Source organism: Diaphorobacter sp. MNS-0 (assembly GCF_019602835.1).
GTDB classification, from domain to species: domain Bacteria; phylum Pseudomonadota; class Gammaproteobacteria; order Burkholderiales; family Burkholderiaceae_C; genus Diaphorobacter; species Diaphorobacter nitroreducens.
The window spans coordinates 368842-387160 of sequence record NZ_CP080761.1 but is presented as its reverse complement, the minus strand read 5'-3'; the positions used below and the strand labels follow the sequence as shown (position 1 = coordinate 387160).

The window sequence follows — 18319 nt, the reverse complement described above, 5'->3', positions numbered from 1 at the left end:
TATACAGCAAGCGCAAGCAGCTATCAATTTCATGAAAGCACGCACCGTACTCCCCATGCGGAGTGTGCCAACCTTTGCAAAAAAGTCATTGGTTAAGAGATATGTGCGCGATTTATTAATGGAAATATTTCCAATACAGTGGCATGCAAGGCTCCGCCATGGGCCACGGCTTTTCAATTACCGCTAGGGGGTTTCTCATGACCGCACGTACCCACGTCCACGGCCTGCAGGTGGCCAACGAACTGCACGCCTTCATCAACGAGCAGGTGCTGCCGGGCACCGGCGTCGAGCCGGCCGCCTTCTGGAAGGGCTTCGATGCCCTCGTGGCCGACCTGGCGCCCAAGAACGCGGCCCTGCTGGCCGAACGCGACCGCCTGCAAAAGGAACTGGACACCTGGCACAAGGCCAACCCGGGCCCCATCCAGGACATGGCAGGCTACCGCGCCTTCCTGAGCCAGATCGGCTACCTGGTCGAGCCCCCCAAGGGTGCGCAGGCCACCACCACCAACGTGGATGCCGAGCTGGCCATCCAGGCCGGCCCGCAGCTGGTGGTGCCCATCCTGAACGCACGCTACGCCCTGAACGCCGCCAACGCGCGCTGGGGCTCGCTGTATGACGCGCTGTACGGCACCGACGTGATCGGCGAAGAAGGCGGCGCCGAGAAGGGCAAGGGCTACAACCCCGTGCGCGGCGCAAAGGTCATCGCATTCGCACGCGACTTCCTGGACCAGGCGGCCCCGCTGGCCAGCGGCTCGCACAAGGACGCCACGGCCTACAAGGTAGAGGGCGGCAAGCTGGCCGTCACGCTCCAGGGCGGTGCCACCACCGGCCTGAAGAACGCGGCCCAGTTCGTGGGCTACCAGGGCAATGCGGCCGAGCCATCGTCCGTGCTGCTGGTGAACAACGGCCTGCACATCGACATCCGTGTCGACCGCAACACCCCCATCGGCAAGGGCGACGCCTCCGGCGTGGCCGACGTGGTGGTGGAAGCTGCGCTGTCCACCATCCTGGACCTGGAAGACTCCGTGGCCGCCGTGGACGCCGAGGACAAGGTGCTGGGCTACAGCAACTGGCTGGGCATCCTCAAGGGCACGCTGACCGACACCTTCGACAAGGGCGGCAAGCAGGTCACGCGCGGCCTGAACCCCGACCGCGAATACACCGGCGCCGACGGCAAGCCCGTGAAGCTGCACGGCCGCTCGCTGATGTTCGTGCGCAACGTGGGGCATCTGATGACCAACCCCGCCATCCTGTGGGGTGGCGAGAGCAAGGAGATCCCCGAGGGCATCCTGGACGCCATGGTCACCACGGCCATCGCCATCCATGACCTCAAGGGTGGCGCGGGCGGCATCCGCAACAGCCGTACCGGCAGCGTCTACATCGTCAAGCCCAAGATGCACGGCCCGGCCGAAGTGGCATTTGCCAACGAACTGTTCGCCCGCGTGGAGCAGGTGCTGGGCCTGCCCGCCAACACCGTGAAGCTGGGCATCATGGACGAAGAGCGCCGCACCAGCGTGAACCTGAAGGCCTGCATTGCCGCCGCTCCGGCGCGCGTGGCCTTCATCAACACCGGCTTCCTGGACCGCACGGGCGACGAGATGCACACCGCCATGCAGGCCGGCCCCATGATCCGCAAGGGCGACATGAAGAGCAGCGCCTGGATCCAGGCCTACGAGCGTAACAACGTGCTGGTGGGCCTGTCCATGGGCCTGTCCGGCCGCGCGCAGATCGGCAAGGGCATGTGGGCCGCGCCCGACCTGATGAAGGCCATGCTGGAGCAGAAGATCGCCCATCCCAAGGCCGGTGCCAATACGGCCTGGGTGCCCAACCCCACGGGCGCCACGCTGCACGCGCTGCACTACCACCAGGTCAACGTGGCCGCCGTGCAGGCCGAGCTGCTGAAGGTGGACGCCGAGGCCGAGCGCGACAACCTGCTGACCGGCCTGCTCACCGTACCCGTGAGCAGCAACCCGAACTGGTCCGACGTGGAGAAGCAGCAGGAGCTGGACAACAACATCCAGGGCATCCTGGGCTACGTGGTGCGCTGGATCGACCAGGGCGTGGGCTGCTCCAAGGTGCCGGACATCAACGACATCGGCTTGATGGAAGACCGCGCCACGCTGCGCATCTCCAGCCAGCACGTGGCCAACTGGCTGCTGCACGGCGTGGTGACCGAAGGCCAGGTGCGCGCCACGTTCGAGCGCATGGCCGCCAAGGTGGACCAGCAAAACGGCGGCGACCCGCTGTACCAGCGCATGCACGGCCGCTTTGCCGAGTCCATGGCCTACCAGGCCGCCTGCGACCTGGTGTTCAAGGGCGTAGAGCAGCCCAGCGGCTACACCGAGCCGCTGCTGCACGCCTGGCGCCAGAAGGTGAAGGCCGCGCAGAAGAAGGCTTGACTGCTATTCAAATAATAGCCGCTAGCGCTTGATGGACGGGCGCCAGGGGCCATTTTGACCACAACGGCACCCGCGGGTGCCGTTGTGCTTTCGTACACTCTCCCCCATGCCCACCGCCGCTCCCACCGCCACGCACTGCCCGCTGTGCGGCCAATCCAACGGTTGTGCCGTGGCCGCCGGGTTGCCGGCGCAGCAATGCTGGTGCATGCACGAGAGCGTTTCGCGCGACGCGCTGGCGCGCCTGCCCGCCGAGGCGCGCGGCCGCGCGTGCATCTGCCCGCTGTGTGCCCGCGAAGAGCCCGCTGCGCCGCAGGCCCCGGCGCCTATCCTTCCCCGTCCCTAAACCCCAACCGGAATCCCAACACCATGCCCACGTACCACATCGAGATGATGGAAGGCCGCACCGTCGAGCAAAAGCGCAAGCTGGTCGAGGAGATCACGCGCGTGTCCGTCGAAATCCTGGGGGGCTCCCCCGAGTCGGTGGACATCCTGATCACGGACGTGAAGCGCGAGAACTGGGCCACGGGCGGCAAGCTCTGGCTGGACCGGCAGTAAGCCGCCCTCCAACGCACCACAGGCCGATCGCCCATGTGCCAGCTCCTTGGCATGAATGCCAACACGCCCACCGACGTGACCTTCAGCTTCACGGGGTTTGCGCAACGCGCCGGCAACACGGCCGACCACACGGACGGCTGGGGCATCGCCTTCTTCGAGGGGCGCGGGCTGCGCCACTTCGTGGACCATGAGCGTGCCACCGATTCACCCGTGGCGGAGCTGATCCGCCGCTACCCCATCAAGAGCCGCAACGTCATCGCCCACATCCGCAAGGCGACCCAGGGCGTGGTGAGCCTGGAAAACTGCCACCCCTTCGTGCGCGAGCTGTGGGGGCGCTACTGGGTGTTTGCGCACAACGGCGACCTCAAGGACTTCCGTCCGCGCCTGCACGCGCACTTCCACCCGGTCGGCACCACCGACAGCGAGCATGTGTTCTGCTGGCTGATGCAAGAGCTGAGCAAGTCCCACGCCGGCATGCCGAGCATCGAGGAGCTGACGCTGACGCTGCGCGAGCTGGCGGCGCGCATTGCGCCCCACGGCACCTTCAACTTCCTGCTGTCCAACGGGCAGGCGCTGTGGGCGCACGCGTCCACCCACCTGTACTACATCGAACGCCGCCACCCGTTCTCGCAGGCCCAGCTGTGCGATGAAGACCTGCGCGTGGACTTCTCCGCGCACACCACGCCCAACGACAAGGTGGCCGTGGTCGTCACGGCGCCGCTGACCTCCAACGAGCAATGGACTGCCTTCCAGTCGGGGGAGATGCGGGTGTTCGTGGACGGCCAGTGCCAGGCCGCCTGAGCGCCCCGGCCGGCGCAGCCGCCTTGCAGTGGCGGTAGGAGACGGCTGACCCGCCCCTCCAGCACGGGCCGACAGCCCCTTCGCAGGGCCGTTCCGATACTGGCCCTTTTTTCTTGGGGGACAGCCATGCCAAAGATCTGCACCGCCAGGCTGGTGACCGCAGCCTGCGGACTGGTGCTCGCCGCAGCGGCCCATGCCGATGCCAGCACGAAAGACCGCGAATTCCTGACGCAGGCCGCTACCGGCGGGCTCTACGAGGTCCAGGCCGGCAAGCTTGCACAGAACCGCGCTACGGCCAACGAAGTGAAATCGTTTGGCGCGATGCTGGTGAAGGACCACACCGCCGCCAACGACGAACTCCGGGCCTTGGCGGCGCGCAAGGGCGTCGCGCTGCCCACCACCCGCCCTGGCGACAAGCAAAAGCAACTGGACCAGATCGCCAAGGCCCAGAAATTCGACCAGGAATTCCTCTCGCAGGTGGGCCTTAACGACCACCGCCACGATATCGCGCTGTTCGAGGCGGCCGGCAAAGACGCAGACGATCCGGAGATCCAGACCTTCGCCCTCAAGGCGCTGCCGAAACTCAAGGCACACAAGGACCACGCCGAAGACCTGGCGGTTTCCATCAAGCGATGAAGGCCCGGCCGATGGGTGGCCGCATCGCCACCCATGGGAGGGAGGCGATGACTGACTCCGGCGGCCGGTGGCCTGCCCAACCTGGCCCGGCCTCACCGTACGCGGGCAGCAGCACGCGCGGGTAGCAGCGCGCTAGGGCGTCAACACCACCTTGCGGCACTCCTCTTCCTTCTTCTCGAAGATTTCATAGCCGCGCACGGCATCCGCAAGCTTCATGCGGTGGGAAATGATGACCTCCGGCCGCATGCGGCCGTTGGCGATGTGTTCCAGCAACTGGGGCATGTACTTTTGCGCATGCGTCTGCCCCATGCGGAAGGTCAGCCCCTTCTCGAAGGCGTCACCCAAGAGGAAGCCGTGGATGAAGCCGGCATAGACCCCGGGCACGCTGAGGACTCCGCCGCGGCGCGTCGCGGCGATGCACTGGCGCAGCGCCGTGCCGCTGGAACCCTCCAGCCGCACGGCGGTGAGCGCCGTCTCCAGCGCGCTGCCCTTGGCCTCGAAACCCACGGCGTCGATCGTGGCATCCACGCCGTGCCCACCCGTGGCCGAGAGAATGGTTTCGGCCGGGTCCTCGTCCTTGTCGAAGTTGATGGGCACCACGCCGTACGTGGCCTGGGCAAACTGCAACCGGTACTCGTTATGGTCCACCATGAAGATCTGCTCCGCGCCCAGGAGGCGCGCCGCCAGGGCGCGCTCATCAGCCCCACCGGTCCCGCGCCGAAGATCGCCACCGAAGAGCCCGCCCGATCTGTGCATTGACCGCCGCCTGGTAGCCGGTGGGAAGGATGTCGGACAGGAAAAGCACCTGCTCGTCGCTCAGCACCTGGGGCACCTTCAGCGGCCCGACGTTGCCGTGCGGCACCCGCACGTACTCGGCCTGCCCGCCGGGGTAACCTCCGTAGAGGTGGCTGTAGCCGAACAGCCCTGCACCCGCGGTGGCGTTCTTTTTGTTGAGGATGGCGCCGCGTCCCGGATTGGTGTTCTCGCAGGCCGCGAACAGGGTTTTGTCGCAATAGAAGCAGGACCCGCAGGCGATGACGAACGGCACCACCACGCGATCACCAGGGCGCAGCGCCGTCACTGCAGGGCCCACCTCTTCCACGATACCCATGAATTCATGGCCGAGGATGTCGCCGTCCTTCATGCCAGGGATCTTTCCGCGGTAGATATGCAGGTCCGAGCCGCAGATGGCCGTGGCAGTGACGCGCAGCAGCACATCGTCCTGTGCGAGCAGCACGGGGTCGGGCACGTTTTCCACGCGCACGTCCTTGGCGCCTTGGTAGGTGAGCGCTTTCATGCGATCACTCCGTCAATGGCCGGGGACACCGGGCGCACGGCGCGCAGGGCTGTGCGCCGGGGTTCAGATTTCCATGCCTTCGGGTTCGCCGGCCTCGATCAATGCGCTGTTCAACAGCGTAACGTCCGTTGCCAACGCGTTGCGGCGACCATCGCCACCGATGCGGAAATGGGCCATGGGACTGTTGACGAACTGGAGCGCCGAGCCAAAGCAGGGGGAAGGCAGGATCAGCGTTCCCACCGCCGCGTTGTCGACCAACTGGAACGTCGGCAGCATGACGCGGTTGGACTCGGAAAACCCGATCTTCAGAAACGTGCGGAAGGACCCGGCGCGCATCCCCGTCAGCTCGATGAAGCCGGTGGCCATGGGCACGGTGAAGCCTTCCGCACTGAAGGTGTCGATGCCGGAAAGCAAGGCCGCCCGCACATGCTTGACCTTCGTGACGACGTAACTGTCCCAGTCCGGTTGAAAGGTCTGGGCTTTTTGCAGATTCGTTCCCCAGGGATGGGGAGTTGATGTGGTCATGGGTAGTCCTATGGGTGCGGACCAGATGCGGTATCCACCAGAGTTCGATCACATTTGAAACGTCTCATCCTGCGGACATGCCCTCGTACGGGATGTAGGAGCACGCTTATATGGCTGACAGCTTGGGGCTCAAGCGCGCGTGCCGATCCGCGCGGGGCACCGGCTGGATCGAAGGCCCTGCCTACTGCGGGCCTCCGATCCCGTGCCAGACTCAACGGTCGTTCTTGTGGCTCTGGCTGCCGGCGCGCGCCTGCTGCTCGCTGCTGCTGCCCCGGGTATTGCCCGAGCCGGAAGAGGCGTTGTTGCCCCCACCGCCATGGCTCTTGGCTCCCGCGGCGCGGGCTTCCTGCGATGTGAACTCGTGGGCGTTGCCCGAAGCGTGCGCTGCACGCCCCCCCTCTGCGGCGATCTCGCGCTGGCGGTCGGGGTCCATCGAGGCAAATCCGCGCCCCGAGCCCGACTGCCCTTGGTTGTTGTCCCGGCTCCCCTGGCTCTGATTGCGGTTGCCTTGGTTCTGGTTGCCCTGATTGGTGTTTGCCATTTCCATCTCCGGTAAGTTGAACAAGTCACACGGAAACTGCCGTGTGAAGTTCACTGTCGGGGGACTGCAAAGGGCCAACCGTAGGCTAGGGACTACCCGTCCGTAGGCGCGGCTTGACGAATGGACGGTGGGAACAAAAAAGCCCTTGGGAACAAGGGCTGGGGAATTTGGCGCGGCTGGCGGGGATCGAACCCACGACCCTTGGCTTCGGAGGCCAATACTCTATCCACTGAGCTACAGCCGCTGGGAAAGTCCGCCCGATGGCGAACAAGCGGTGGATTATCGCACGCGGCGTGGCTACAGACGAAAACCCAACCCCCGCAGATAGGCGTCGATGGCGCCTCGGCTGACGGTCACCAGATCGAAGCGTCCATGGGTCAGCAGCCAGGACTGCAGCAGGCCATCGAACAGTGCCTGTACACCCATCGCGGCGGTGTGTGGTTCCATCGGCAATTGCAGGTTATGGTCTTCTGCCGCCGAACGCAATTCACCCTCGATCAGCGCGCAAAAATCTGCACAGCCTTCGATATGGTTGTCGCGCACCGCCGCGAGGTCGTTGACGTATTCGACCCGGTACAACGCGATCTCGAACACCCGGCGCGTGCGCTCGTCCTGGACGATGGTGCGCTGGACGAAGTCCACCATGGAGCGCAACCGCTCCAACGGGGGCAGCGTTGCCATGCTGGCGCTCTTGCTGCCCACCTGCTCCAGCGGGTGGGTCACCCGGTCCATCATGGCGTTGAACAAGTCCACCTTGTCCTTGAAATGCCAGTAGATCGCGCCGCGCGTGGCGCCCGCAGCCTGGGCAATGTCGCTCAGCGAGGCGCGCGACACGCCTTTTTCGTAGAACACGCGCTCGGCAGCATCCAAAAGGCTGTTGCGCGTAGCATCTGCATCTTCCTTGGTACGTCGTGCCATGGATGGGAACCTCCAAAACGTGGATACGGCAACGGCCGCGCTTTCCAAGTAATTATACATTCATGTATGTATGTATAATCATTCCCCTTTGCGCGTCTGTCATTCACCCGTGTCATCATTACCCGCCGGTCTCAAACAACATCTAACGCATACCGCCGTCAAAGGATTTCCATGCCTCGCCTGAACAACGCAACAGCCCGTGCTATCCGCCCCTTCCAGCGTACCCCTGTCCCCGCAGCCCTCGCGGTTGCGCTGGCAGCGGCCCTCGCGCTCGGCGCCTGCGGCCAGAAAAGCGACGCCCCCGCCGCGGGCGCATCACCCCGCGCACCGGAGGTGGGCGTGGTCACCGTGCAGCCGAGGGACATCGGGCTGGTCACCGAATTGCCCGGCCGGCTGGAAGCGTCGCGCGTTGCCGAAGTGCGCGCTCGGGCCGCGGGCATTCTGCAAAAGCGCCTCTTCAGGGAAGGCAGCGATGTGAAGGCCGGCCAGCAACTGTTCCTGATCGACAGCGCGCCCTACCAGGCCAGTGTGGCCCAGGCCGAGGCCAGCGTGGCCCAGGCCGAGGCGAGCCTGGCGCAAAGCCGTGCGCTGGCCGAGCGCTATCGCCCGCTGGTGGCCGTCAACGCCATCAGCAAGCAGGAATACGACAATGCGGTCGCCGCGCAGAAAACCGCCGAAGCCAATGTTGCCGCCGCCAAGGCCGCGCTGACCACGTCGCGCATCAACCTGGGCTATGCGACGGTCACCGCTCCGATTTCGGGCCGCATTGGCCGCGCCCTCGTCACGGAAGGCGCGCTGGTGGGCCAGGGCACACCCACCGAGCTGGCGGTGATCCAGCAGATCGACCCGCTGTATATCAACTTCACGCAGTCCGCCTCGGAGGCCCTCAAGCTGAAGGCCGCCATGGCCAGCGGCAAGTACAAGCAGTCCGGTGCCAATGCGGCCAACGTGCGCGTGGTGCTGGAAGACGGCAGCGTGTATCCGCAGACCGGCCGCCTGCTGTTCACCGACCTCACCGTGGACGCCACCAGCGGCCAGGTGACCCTGCGTGCCGAAGTCCCCAACCCCGAGCGCGCCCTGCTGCCCGGCCTGTACGTGCGGGTGCGCCTGGAGCAGGCGCAGGTGGACAACGGCATCTTGCTGCCCCAGCAGGCCGTCACCCGATCGGGCAAGGCCGACACCGTGCTGGTGGTGGGCGCGGACAACCATGTCACGCCGCGGGTGGTCAAGCTGGGGCCCGCCCAGGGCGCCCATTGGGTGGTGCTTGAGGGCCTGAAGTCGGGTGAGCAGGTGATGGTGGACGGATTCCAGAAGCTGCCACGCGGCAAGCCTGGCGACCCCATCGTTGTCAAGCCCGTCGCCTGGCAAGCTGCTGGCGCCGCCCAACAGCCCGCCGCGGCACCCGCATCCGCGCCGGCAGCGCCCGCCACCCCCGCCTCGGCGGCCTCCAGTCAGCCGGCCCCTGCGGCGGCAAAGCAATAAAAGACAGGAGCGCGGCACATGGCCAAGTTCTTCATCGAGCGCCCCATCTTCGCGTGGGTGATCGCAATTTTCATCATGGTGATCGGCGCTGTCTCGATCACCCAGCTGCCCGTGGCACAGTACCCCACCGTGGCTCCCCCCACCATCCAGGTGACCGTGGCCTACCCCGGCGCAACGGCGCAGACACTGGAAGACAACGTGCTGTCCGTCATCGAGCGCGAGATGAACGGCGCCACCGGCCTGGCCTACATGGAGACCACCAGCCAGGCCAACGGCACCGGCACCATCGTGCTGAGCTTCGAGCCCGGCACCAACGACGACCTGGCCCAGGTGGATGTGCAAAACCGCCTGTCGCGGGCCACGCCGCGCCTGCCGGCGGCCGTCACCCAGCAAGGCGTGCGCGTCGAGAAATCGCGATCCAACTTTCTGCTGTTTTCCATCCTCACGTCCGACAACCCGGACATAAACATCGACGCGCTCAACGACTACGCTGCCCGCAACGTGGTGCCCGAACTCCAGCGCCTGCCTGGCGTGGGCGGCGTGACGCAGTTCGGCTCCGAGCGCGCCATGCGCATCTGGATCGACCCGGCCAAGCTCAAGGGTTTCAACCTGTCGCTGGATCAGGTCAATGCCTCCATCCGCGCGCAAAACGTGCAGGTGTCCGCCGGCAACCTGGGCGAGCTGCCCAGCCCAGCGGGCCAGACCATATCGGCCACCATTGTCGTGAAGGGCCAGCTGTCCACACCCGAAGAGTTTGGCAACGTCATCCTGCGCGCCAACACCGACGGCTCCACCGTGCGCCTGAAAGACGTGGCGCGTATCGAGCTGGGCGCGCAGACCTACAACTTCAGCAGCCGGCTCAATGGCTCGCCCTCGGTGGGCATGGGCGTGCAGCTCACCTCCAGCGCCAATGCGCTGGCCACTGCCGACGCCGTCAAGTCCAAGCTGGCCGAGCTTCAAAGGTACTTCCCGCAGGGCGTGGCCTACACCATCCCCTACGACACCTCCACCTTCATCTCGGTGTCCATCGAAAAAGTGGTCTATACCCTGCTTGAAGCGATCGGACTGGTGTTTCTGGTGATGTTCCTGTTCCTGCAGAACTTCCGTTACACCATCATCCCCACCATCGTGGTGCCGGTGGCCTTGCTGGGCACCTTTGGCGCACTGCTGGCCATGGGGTTCTCGATCAACGTGCTGACCATGTTCGGCATGGTGCTGGTGATCGGCATCGTGGTGGACGACGCCATCGTGGTCGTGGAAAACGTCGAGCGCATCATGGCTGAAGAAGGCCTGCCACCGCTGCAAGCCACGCGCAAGGCCATGGGCCAGATCTCCAGCGCCGTGATCGGGATGACCGTGGTGCTGGTGTCCGTGTTCGTGCCGCTGGCCTTCTTTGCAGGCTCGACGGGCAACATTTACCGCCAGTTCGCGGTCACCATGGCCACGTCCATCGCATTTTCGGCCTTCCTGGCGTTGTCGCTCACCCCCGCGCTGTGCGCCACCCTGCTCAAGCCCGTGACCGAGGGACACCACGACAAAACAGGCTTCTTTGGCTGGTTCAACCGGTCCTTCAAGCACGCCACGCACAGCTACGAGTCCTTTCTGGCCAGGCTCGTGCGCCGCAGCGGCCGCATGATGATCATCTACGCCGTGCTGCTGGGCGCGGTGGCGGTGGTGTACATGCGTCTGCCGACCTCGTTCCTGCCCAATGAAGACCAGGGCTTTCTGATCTCCAACGTGCAACTGCCCCCTGGCGCCTCGCAAGAGCGCACCCGTGCAGCATTGACCAAGGTGGAAGAGTTCATGCTCAAACAGCCTGAAGTGCGCGACATCGTCACCGTTTCGGGCTTTTCGTTCTCGGGTCAGGGGCAAAACGCCGGCCTGGCCTTCATCACCCTCAAGGACTGGAGCGAGCGCCCCGGTCCCGACCAGACCGCGCAGGCCGTGGCCGGTCGCGCCATGGGCGCGCTGGGCGGCTTTCGCGATGCGTTCATCTTCACGCTCAGCCCGCCACCCATCCCCGAACTGGGCTCGGCGTCCGGCTTCACCTTCCGCCTGCAAGACCGCGGCAGCAAGGGTCACGATGCGCTACTGGCGGCACGCAATCAGCTGCTGGGCATGGCCTCGCAAAGCAAGGTGCTCGCCGCCGTGCGCCCCGACGGCATGGAGGACGCGCCACAGATGCAGATTGACATCGACCGCGACAAGGCCAACGCCCTGGGCGTGTCCTACGACCGCATCGCCAGCGCGCTGGCGACGGCGCTGGGCTCCACATACGTGAACGACTTCCCCAACCAGGGCCGCCTGCAACGGGTAGTGGTGCAGGCCGACGGGTTTGCGCGCATGCAGCCCGAGTCGGTGCTCGACATCCCTATCCTCAACGACAAGGGCCAGGTGCTACCCCTGTCCACGTTTGCGTCCACGCGCTGGATCACCGGCGCCATGCAGACCGTGCGCTACAACGGCTATCCGTCGATGAAGATCGCCGGTGACGCCGCCCCGGGCTACAGCACGGGCGACGCCATGGCAGAGATGGAGCGCCTTGCCTCCCAGCTACCCGAAGGCTTTGGCTTTGAGTGGACCGGCCAGTCCCGCGAGGAAAAACTTGCCGGCTCGCAAGCCCTCGTGCTGTATGCGTTCGCGCTGCTGGCTGTGTTTTTGTGCCTGGCGGCGCTGTACGAGAGCTGGTCCATTCCGTTCTCGGTGATGCTGGTCGTACCGCTGGGCGTGCTGGGCGTGGTGCTGGGCGTGCTGCTGCGCGGCATGTCCAACGACGTGTACTTCCAGATCGGTCTGGTGACCATCATTGGTCTGTCGGCCAAGAACGCCATCCTGATCGTCGAATTTGCCAAGGACCTGCAGGCCCAGGGCAAGAACATCATCGAGGCCGCGCTGGAAGCCGCCCACCTGCGCTTTCGCCCCATCGTCATGACCTCGCTGGCGTTCACGCTGGGCGTCGTGCCGCTGTATCTGGCCTCCGGCGCGAGCTCGGCCAGCCAGCGCGCCATCGGCACCGGTGTGGTCGGCGGCATGATCACCGGTACCGTCCTCGCCGTGGTTTTCGTGCCCGTGTTCTTTGTGGTGGTGCGCAGCCTGTTCCGGGGCAGCGAGCGACAGCACGATCACGACGCCAAACTGGCCCAGCAGCACAGCAGCAGCGGCACAGAAGCCTGAAGCCCCCCGCCGGAGCAAGACACCATGCACAAGCACAACCTGCACAGCACGCGCCCGGCGCGTGCCCTGTCCACCCTGACGGCAGCGGTACTGCTGGCCGGATGCAGCTTCATCCCGCACTACGAGCGGCCCGCGGCGCCAGTGCCGCCAACCTACCCGCTGGCAAGTGCCAGCGCTGCAGCCACCCAGAGCGCCGCCAGCATCGACTGGAAGGACTACTTCACCGACCCGCGCCTGCAGCGGCTCATCGGCATCGCCCTGGACAACAACCGCGACCTGCGCGTGGCCATGCTCAATGTCGAGCAGGCGCGCGCGCAATTCCAGATCCAGCGCGCCAACCAGTTCCCCACGGTCAACGCCATCGCCAGCGGCACGCGCCAGCCCAGCGCGACCACGGGCAGCTACGCCAATCAGTTCCAGGTGGGTTTGGGCATCTCTGCCTGGGAGATCGACTTCTTCGGGCGCGTGGCGGCCCTCAAGGAGCAGGCCCTGGCCCAGTACCTGGCCACGGACGAGGCGCGCAAGTCGGCGCAGATCAGCCTGGTGGCGGCCGTGGCCTCGGGCTGGCTCACACTGATGGCCGACGAGGAGCTGCTCGACATCTCGCGTCGCACGCTGGAAACGCGCGATGAGTCGGTCAAGCTCACACGCCTGCGCCTGGAGAACGGCGTGAGCTCCGAGCTCGACAACCGCCAGGCCGAGAGCCTGGCCCAGGCCGCGCGCGCCACCTATGCGCAGCAGCAGCGCCAGCGCATGCTCGATGAAAACGCGCTGGTCCTGCTGCTGGGCCAGCCGCTGCCCGACGACATCCGTGCCAGCCTGCCCTCCTCGCGCCTGGCCGACGCCACGCCCATGCAGGCGCTGCCCGCGGGCCTGCCTTCCGACCTGCTGGTGCGCCGCCCGGACGTGCGCATGGCCGAGCAGCAGTTGATCGGCGCCAACGCCAACATCGGCGCGGCGCGCGCGGCGTTTTTCCCGCGCATCTCGCTCACGGCCCAGTTCGGCACCGTGAGCGATGAGCTGTCGGGGCTGTTCAAGAGCGGCTCGTGGGCGTTCTCTCTGGCGCCGCAGCTGGCCCTGCCGATCTTCGATGCCGGCCGCAACCAGGCGGGGTTGGAGTCCGCGCGCGCGGGCCGCGAAATCGCCGTGGCCCAGTATGAGAAATCCATCCAGACCGCGTTCCGCGAGGTGTCCGACGCCCTGGCCGGCCAGGCCACGCTGCAGGAGCAGGTCGACGCCCAGCGTGCCCAGGCGCAGGCGGATGCCAAACGCTTCGAGCTGTCGGACCTGCGCTATCGCAACGGCGTGGCCAGCTACCTGGACCTGCTGGATGCGCAGCGCTCGCTGTTCGCCACCGAGCAGTCGCTGGTGGTGACACGCCTGCAGCAACTGCAGAACCAGGTGACGCTCTACAAGGTGCTGGGCGGCGGCTGGACCGCTCCCGCCGAAGAGACCCCACGCTCCTGACATAGGTCACGACGCGCGCCTGCCCGTTTTTTCCCCAACGGGCGGGCGTGGAGCGCGCTCCTATAATCGAAAAGTCTTTTCCCTTCAGCCCCCAGTACAACAGAATCACCAGAGGATCCCATGAGCGACACCCACGACGAAGCGCATACCGGACCGATCAAGAACCCCAAGCAACTCCTGGTCACCGTCATTTTTGCGTTTGTGCTCCCGGTGTTCGCCATCATCGGCCTGGTGCTGTTCGTCACGGCCGACAAGAAGCCGGCGGCCGGCTCCGCCAACCCCGAACTGGCCGTGGCCCAGCGCATCCAGAAGATCGGCAACGTCGAGGTGCGCGACGCCAACCGCCCGCTGCGCACAGGCGAAGCCGTCTTCCAGGGGCAGTGTGCCGCCTGTCACGCCACCGGCGCCGCGGGCGCGCCCAAGCTGGGCGACGCCGCCGCCTGGGCGCCGCGCATTGCCACGGGCTTCGAAGCCCTGGTGCAATCGGCCCTCAAGGGCAAGGGCGCCATGGCACCGCAAGGTGGCGGCGACTTCGACGACACCGAGATCGCGCGCGGCGTGGCCTACATGGCCAATGCCGCCGGCGCCAAGTTCGAGGAGCCCAACCGTCCCGGCGCCGAAGGCGGCGCGGCCGCTGCGAGCGCACCTGCCTCCAACTAAGGCACTTTTCGCCTCGTCACAAGCCGGCCGCGTGCCGGCTTGTTGGTTTCTGGCAGGGGGTTTTCTGCAGTGCGGCGCGTTACGCAGGCAGTGGGCCCGCAGCCGCCTGCGGGCTCGGCACAAAGCCGTAGGCACCGGGCAGGTCGGCCGCCAGCACCTCGCGTGGCGTCCAGCGGCCCTGATCGATCTGGCGCGCCAACGCCTCCACATCCAGGCTGTGCACCAGGCCCAGGCCGGCGGTGCAGGCCAGGTACACGCGGCCGGCCTCGTCCACCAGGCACTCATTCACCCGACCGGCCGGCCGGCCGGTGTGCGCCACGGGCTCGCCGTCGGCGCCCAGACGCCAGATCAGCGGTGTGGCCTCCAGTTCCACATAGACGCGCTGCGGTCCGTTCTGGAAGAACCAGCGGCCTTCACCATCCGCCTCATAGTTGCGGTGGATGAATTCGATCAGCTTGGCATGCTCCAGCCGCGTTCCGCGCGCCACGGCGAAGCCGCCCTGTAACTGCACGGCGTCATCGCGCAGGTACCAGTGGCCGCGCGCATCCAGCCCCAGCCAGCCGTAGCAGGCCGGCACGTTGGGCCATTTGGCGATGGCCTGCTTGACGATGTCATCCATGACAGCGATTGTGCGCCCTCGTCCGCGCCCCCGCAGGTATTCACCCCAGCGCCGCGTGGTCGGCCAGCCAGGCGGCCACGGCTTCGGGCAGGGCGCGCACATGGCCGGGCCAGGCGCCCTGCGCAAAGCCGACGTGGCCGCCATGCGCCGGCTGCCAGAGCGTGACCACGGGCGCCACCTCACCGTCGCGCGGCAGGCTGGCGCCGGGCACGAAGGGATCGTTGCGCGCATTGACCAGCAGCGCCGGCACGCGCACCGCAGGCAGCAGCGGCTTGGCCGACGCGCGGCGCCAGTAGTCGTCCGCATCGCGAAAGCCGTGCAGCGGCGCGGTGAAGATGTCGTCAAAAGCGTGCAGATCGCGCGCGGCCAGCAGGGCCGCGCGGTCGAACAGGCCGGGGTACTGCGCCAGCTTGGCCAGCGCCTTGGGCACCATGGTGCGCAGGAACATGCGCGTGTACACCTGCCGGTTGAAGCCCCGCCCGATGGCGTGGCCGCCGGCCGCCAGGTCCAGCGGAGCGCACACGCTGGCGATGGCGTCCGCGCTGGCGAGCGCGCTGCCGCCCTGCTCGCCGGCCCAGCGCATCAGCGCATTGCCGCCCAGCGACACCCCCACGGCCAGCAGCGGCGCCCGCGCCCCACCGCCGGTCCGCTGCAACCCGGCCAGGCGCCGGAGGATCCAGTCGATCTCTTCATGGTCGCCCGAATGGTAGGCGCGCGGCGCGCGGTTGATCTCGCCGCTGCAGCCGCGAAAATGCGGCACGGCAAAACCCCAGCCGCGCTCGCGGGCCACGCCGGCGAAGGCCTGCGCATAGTGGCTGCGCGACGAGCCTTCCAGTCCATGGAACAGCACCAGCAGCGGCGCGGGGGCCGCGCCCGCCGCGGCACACGGCCGCAGGAAGTCCACGTCCACGAAGTCGCCGTCGGGCGCCAGCCAGCGCTCGCGCACATAGGCCGGCGGCGGCCCCAGCGTGCGCCGCGCCCACAGCGCGGGCCAGATGGTCTGTGCATGGCCGCCGGGCAGCCACCAAGGCGCTTCATATTTCATAGCTGGCAGCGCTTGCTGGTATTGTGCTAGAGGCCCATTTGACCCATAAACCAGCCCATCAAAGGCTTGGCATCAATGCAGCAGGTGCCCGGCGGGCGCAGCGCCCTCGGCCTCGTGCATGCCGGCGGCGCTGGCATGGTGCGCCACCAGGCGCCAGCCTTGCGGGGTCTTGTGGTAGACGTTGGTGGCCTGTACCACGGCCTCGCGCGGACCGTCGGGCAGCATCACACGCACATGTTCCAGCACGCTGTGCACGGCACTCGCCAGGGCCTGCACGCGCATCACCTGCGCGGGATGCACGTTGAGGCCGCCCTGCTGCAGCAAGGTGGCGAACGCCGCGCGGATGGCGGCGGGCCCCACGTGGCGCGCGGCGCCGGGGTGCACACAGACGATGTCGTCCTCGTCGGCCCAGCAGGCCATCACGCGCTCCACGTCGCCGGCTTGCAGGGCGTCGTAGAACGCGGCTTCCAGATCGTCGGGGGAACCGGCCAGGGCGGCCGCGCGCAGCGGGGTTCGGGGCATGGCGAAGTGTCGGTGGTTGCAACCCAGCCGCGTATTGTGCCGTTCGATGGCCCTGTCATGCGCCTGGCCGATGCATGCACAATGATGGGCATGCGCGGCGCCGTGCCGCCCGTCTTTCTTCTGCATTGAAAAGGCCTCTTCACCATGAAACGACTCATCGCCATGCTTTCCGCCGTGCTGGCCCTCTCGGGCTGCGGCTACAACGACTTCCAGCGCCTGGACGAGCAGTCCAAGGCCGCGTGGAGCGAAGTGCTCAACCAGTACCAGCGCCGCGCCGACCTGGTGCCCAACATCGTGGCCACCGTCAAGGGCGAGGCGGCGTTCGAGCAGGAGACGCTGACCAAGGTGATCGAGGCGCGCGCCAAGGCCACCTCGATCCAGGTGACGCCCGAAACCCTCAACAACCCCGAGGCGTTCAACAAGTTCCAGCAGGCGCAGGGCGAGCTGTCCAGCGCGCTGTCGCGCCTGATGGTGGTGGCCGAGCGTTACCCGCAGCTGCAGGCCAACCAGGCCTTCCGCGACCTGCGCGTGACGCTGGAGGGCACCGAGAACCGCATCACCGTGGCACGCAACCGCTACATCCAGACCGTGCAGGAGTACAACGTGCTCGCACGCAGCTTCCCCACCAACCTCACGGCCATGGTGTTCGGCTATGAACCCAAGCCCAGCTTCACGGTGGCGAACGAGGCCGAGATCTCTGCGCCGCCCCAGGTGGATTTCTCCAGCCCCGCACCCGCCTCCAAGCCCTGACATCGGGGTTGTAAGCAAAATATGCCGCTAGCGCTTGCCCTTCAAGCGCTGATAGCTATATTTCTTGTAGCTATCGGAGCCCTCCCCGCCACCGCGCAGCCGCTGCGCGCGGTGCCTGCGCTGCAGGCGCGCGTGATCGACCAGACCGGCACGCTGAACGACGCGCAGCGCCAGAGGCTGGAGGCGCGGCTGGCCGCCATCGAGCAGCAGCACGGCTCGCAGGTGGTGGTGCTGATGGTGCCCACCACCGCGCCCGAGGACATCGCCGCCTTCGCCAACCGCGTGAGCAACGCCTGGAAGATCGGCCGCAAGGACGTGGGCGATGGCGTGCTGGTGGTCGTGGCCAAGGACGACCGGCGCATGCGCATCGAGGTGGCCAAGGCGCTGGAAGGCGCCATACCCGACATCGCCGCCGCGCGCATCATCGACGGCGCGATGAAGCCGCGCTTTCGCGAGGGCGACTTTGCCGGCGGGCTGGACGCCGCGGTGCAGCAGATCGGCGCGCGCATCGCGGGCGAAAACCTGCCCGCGCCGCAAAGCAGCCAGCAAGGCGACGGGCAGGGCCGCGGCGCGTCCGCGGGCTTTGACTGGACAGACCTGGCCGTCTTCCTCTTCTTCGGCGTGATGGTGGCGGGCCCCGTGGTGCGCCGGCTGTTCGGCCAGCGCCTGGGCGGCCTGGTGATGGGCGGCGGCGCTGGGTTCCTGGCCTTCATCGTCACCTCCAGCCTGCTGCTGGCGGGTGGCGCGGGGCTGCTGGCGCTGCTCTACACCTGGATCTTTGCGGGCCGCGGCGGCCCCGTGGTGTGGCACGGCGGCGGCTGGGGAGGCGGTCACGGCGGTGGCTGGGGCGGTGGAGGCGGTGGTGGATTCGGCTCGGGCGGCGGCGGAGATTTCGGCGGCGGCGGTGCATCGGGCGACTGGTAGGGCG

17 protein-coding genes, 1 tRNA gene and 1 pseudogene are annotated in these 18319 nt (G+C 67.0%); 11 read left to right on the top strand and 8 right to left on the bottom strand.

The features are described from left to right. Positions 1 to 197: 197 nt before the first annotated feature. The 5 genes from K2L43_RS01870 to K2L43_RS01850 all read left to right on the top strand — a co-directional run bounded on the left by K2L43_RS01870 (position 198) and on the right by K2L43_RS01850 (position 4391). On the top strand, positions 198 to 2399 hold the full coding sequence (locus tag K2L43_RS01870) for a malate synthase G (protein ID WP_220638388.1): 2202 nt from the start codon (positions 198 to 200) through the stop codon (positions 2397 to 2399). A gap of 106 nt (positions 2400 to 2505) precedes the next feature. Beyond that, the gene (locus K2L43_RS01865; RefSeq protein WP_220638387.1) at positions 2506 to 2742 is read left to right on the top strand and encodes a cysteine-rich CWC family protein; all 237 of its coding nucleotides are present in this window, start codon (positions 2506 to 2508) and stop codon (positions 2740 to 2742) included. 23 nt (positions 2743 to 2765) lie between these two features. Continuing rightward, positions 2766 to 2954, top strand: coding sequence for a 4-oxalocrotonate tautomerase (locus tag K2L43_RS01860; RefSeq protein ID WP_011803799.1), 189 nt, complete (start codon positions 2766 to 2768; stop codon positions 2952 to 2954). A 33-nt stretch (positions 2955 to 2987) separates the two neighbouring features. Next, on the top strand, positions 2988 to 3755 hold the full coding sequence (locus K2L43_RS01855) for a class II glutamine amidotransferase (RefSeq protein ID WP_011803798.1): 768 nt from the start codon (positions 2988 to 2990) through the stop codon (positions 3753 to 3755). A gap of 126 nt (positions 3756 to 3881) precedes the next feature. Further along, a complete protein-coding gene (locus K2L43_RS01850) occupies positions 3882 to 4391 on the top strand; it encodes a DUF4142 domain-containing protein (protein WP_220638386.1) in 510 nt (169 codons plus the stop codon). A 132-nt stretch (positions 4392 to 4523) separates the two neighbouring features. Here the strand turns inward: K2L43_RS01850 and K2L43_RS19175 are convergent. The 5 genes and pseudogenes from K2L43_RS19175 to K2L43_RS01825 all read right to left on the bottom strand — a co-directional run bounded on the left by K2L43_RS19175 (position 4524) and on the right by K2L43_RS01825 (position 7672). After that, positions 4524 to 5688, bottom strand: a pseudogene (locus tag K2L43_RS19175) (zinc-dependent alcohol dehydrogenase). Positions 5689 to 5751: 63 nt separating this feature from the next. After that, positions 5752 to 6213: a hypothetical protein gene (locus K2L43_RS01840; RefSeq protein ID WP_012655393.1), complete on the bottom strand. Its 462-nt coding sequence runs from the start codon at positions 6211 to 6213 to the stop codon at positions 5752 to 5754. 211 nt (positions 6214 to 6424) lie between these two features. Further along, the gene (locus K2L43_RS01835) at positions 6425 to 6754 is read right to left on the bottom strand and encodes a KGG domain-containing protein (RefSeq protein WP_012655392.1); all 330 of its coding nucleotides are present in this window, start codon (positions 6752 to 6754) and stop codon (positions 6425 to 6427) included. Between the two features lie 168 nt (positions 6755 to 6922). Then, positions 6923 to 6998, bottom strand: a tRNA-Arg gene (locus K2L43_RS01830). Between the two features lie 53 nt (positions 6999 to 7051). After that, entirely contained in the window at positions 7052 to 7672 is a 621-nt protein-coding gene (locus tag K2L43_RS01825; protein ID WP_220638385.1) for a TetR family transcriptional regulator, read from the bottom strand. Positions 7673 to 7843: 171 nt separating this feature from the next. On the opposite strand from K2L43_RS01825, the gene K2L43_RS01820 reads away from it, so the two are divergent. The 4 genes from K2L43_RS01820 to K2L43_RS01805 all read left to right on the top strand — a co-directional run bounded on the left by K2L43_RS01820 (position 7844) and on the right by K2L43_RS01805 (position 14455). After that, positions 7844 to 9154: an efflux RND transporter periplasmic adaptor subunit gene (locus K2L43_RS01820; protein ID WP_255580510.1), complete on the top strand. Its 1311-nt coding sequence runs from the start codon at positions 7844 to 7846 to the stop codon at positions 9152 to 9154. A gap of 18 nt (positions 9155 to 9172) precedes the next feature. Continuing rightward, positions 9173 to 12328, top strand: a complete 3156-nt coding sequence (locus tag K2L43_RS01815; RefSeq protein WP_220638384.1) for an efflux RND transporter permease subunit — start codon at positions 9173 to 9175, stop codon at positions 12326 to 12328. A 24-nt stretch (positions 12329 to 12352) separates the two neighbouring features. Then, on the top strand, positions 12353 to 13795 hold the full coding sequence (locus K2L43_RS01810) for an efflux transporter outer membrane subunit (RefSeq protein WP_220638383.1): 1443 nt from the start codon (positions 12353 to 12355) through the stop codon (positions 13793 to 13795). Between the two features lie 120 nt (positions 13796 to 13915). Next, entirely contained in the window at positions 13916 to 14455 is a 540-nt protein-coding gene (locus K2L43_RS01805) for a cytochrome c5 family protein (protein ID WP_012655387.1), read from the top strand. 79 nt (positions 14456 to 14534) lie between these two features. Here K2L43_RS01805 and K2L43_RS01800 read toward each other — a convergent pair whose 3' ends face one another. The 3 genes from K2L43_RS01800 to K2L43_RS01790 all read right to left on the bottom strand — a co-directional run bounded on the left by K2L43_RS01800 (position 14535) and on the right by K2L43_RS01790 (position 16641). Beyond that, positions 14535 to 15074 carry a DUF2946 family protein gene (locus K2L43_RS01800; protein ID WP_011803783.1) on the bottom strand — a complete coding sequence of 180 codons (540 nt, stop codon included), beginning with the start codon at positions 15072 to 15074 and terminating at the stop codon, positions 14535 to 14537. A 40-nt stretch (positions 15075 to 15114) separates the two neighbouring features. Further along, positions 15115 to 16119, bottom strand: coding sequence for a YheT family hydrolase (locus tag K2L43_RS01795; protein WP_220638382.1), 1005 nt, complete (start codon positions 16117 to 16119; stop codon positions 15115 to 15117). A 72-nt stretch (positions 16120 to 16191) separates the two neighbouring features. Further along, positions 16192 to 16641, bottom strand: a complete 450-nt coding sequence (locus K2L43_RS01790; protein ID WP_011803781.1) for a nuclear transport factor 2 family protein — start codon at positions 16639 to 16641, stop codon at positions 16192 to 16194. Between the two features lie 144 nt (positions 16642 to 16785). Here K2L43_RS01790 and K2L43_RS01785 point away from each other — a divergent pair, with 144 nt between their 5' ends. Together K2L43_RS01785 and K2L43_RS01780 are read left to right on the top strand one after the other, a co-directional pair. Beyond that, positions 16786 to 17391 carry a LemA family protein gene (locus K2L43_RS01785; protein WP_012655384.1) on the top strand — a complete coding sequence of 202 codons (606 nt, stop codon included), beginning with the start codon at positions 16786 to 16788 and terminating at the stop codon, positions 17389 to 17391. Between the two features lie 21 nt (positions 17392 to 17412). After that, positions 17413 to 18315 (top strand): YgcG family protein, encoded by a 903-nt coding sequence (locus tag K2L43_RS01780; protein ID WP_011803779.1) that lies wholly within the window; start codon positions 17413 to 17415, stop codon positions 18313 to 18315. Positions 18316 to 18319: the final 4 nt, after the last annotated feature.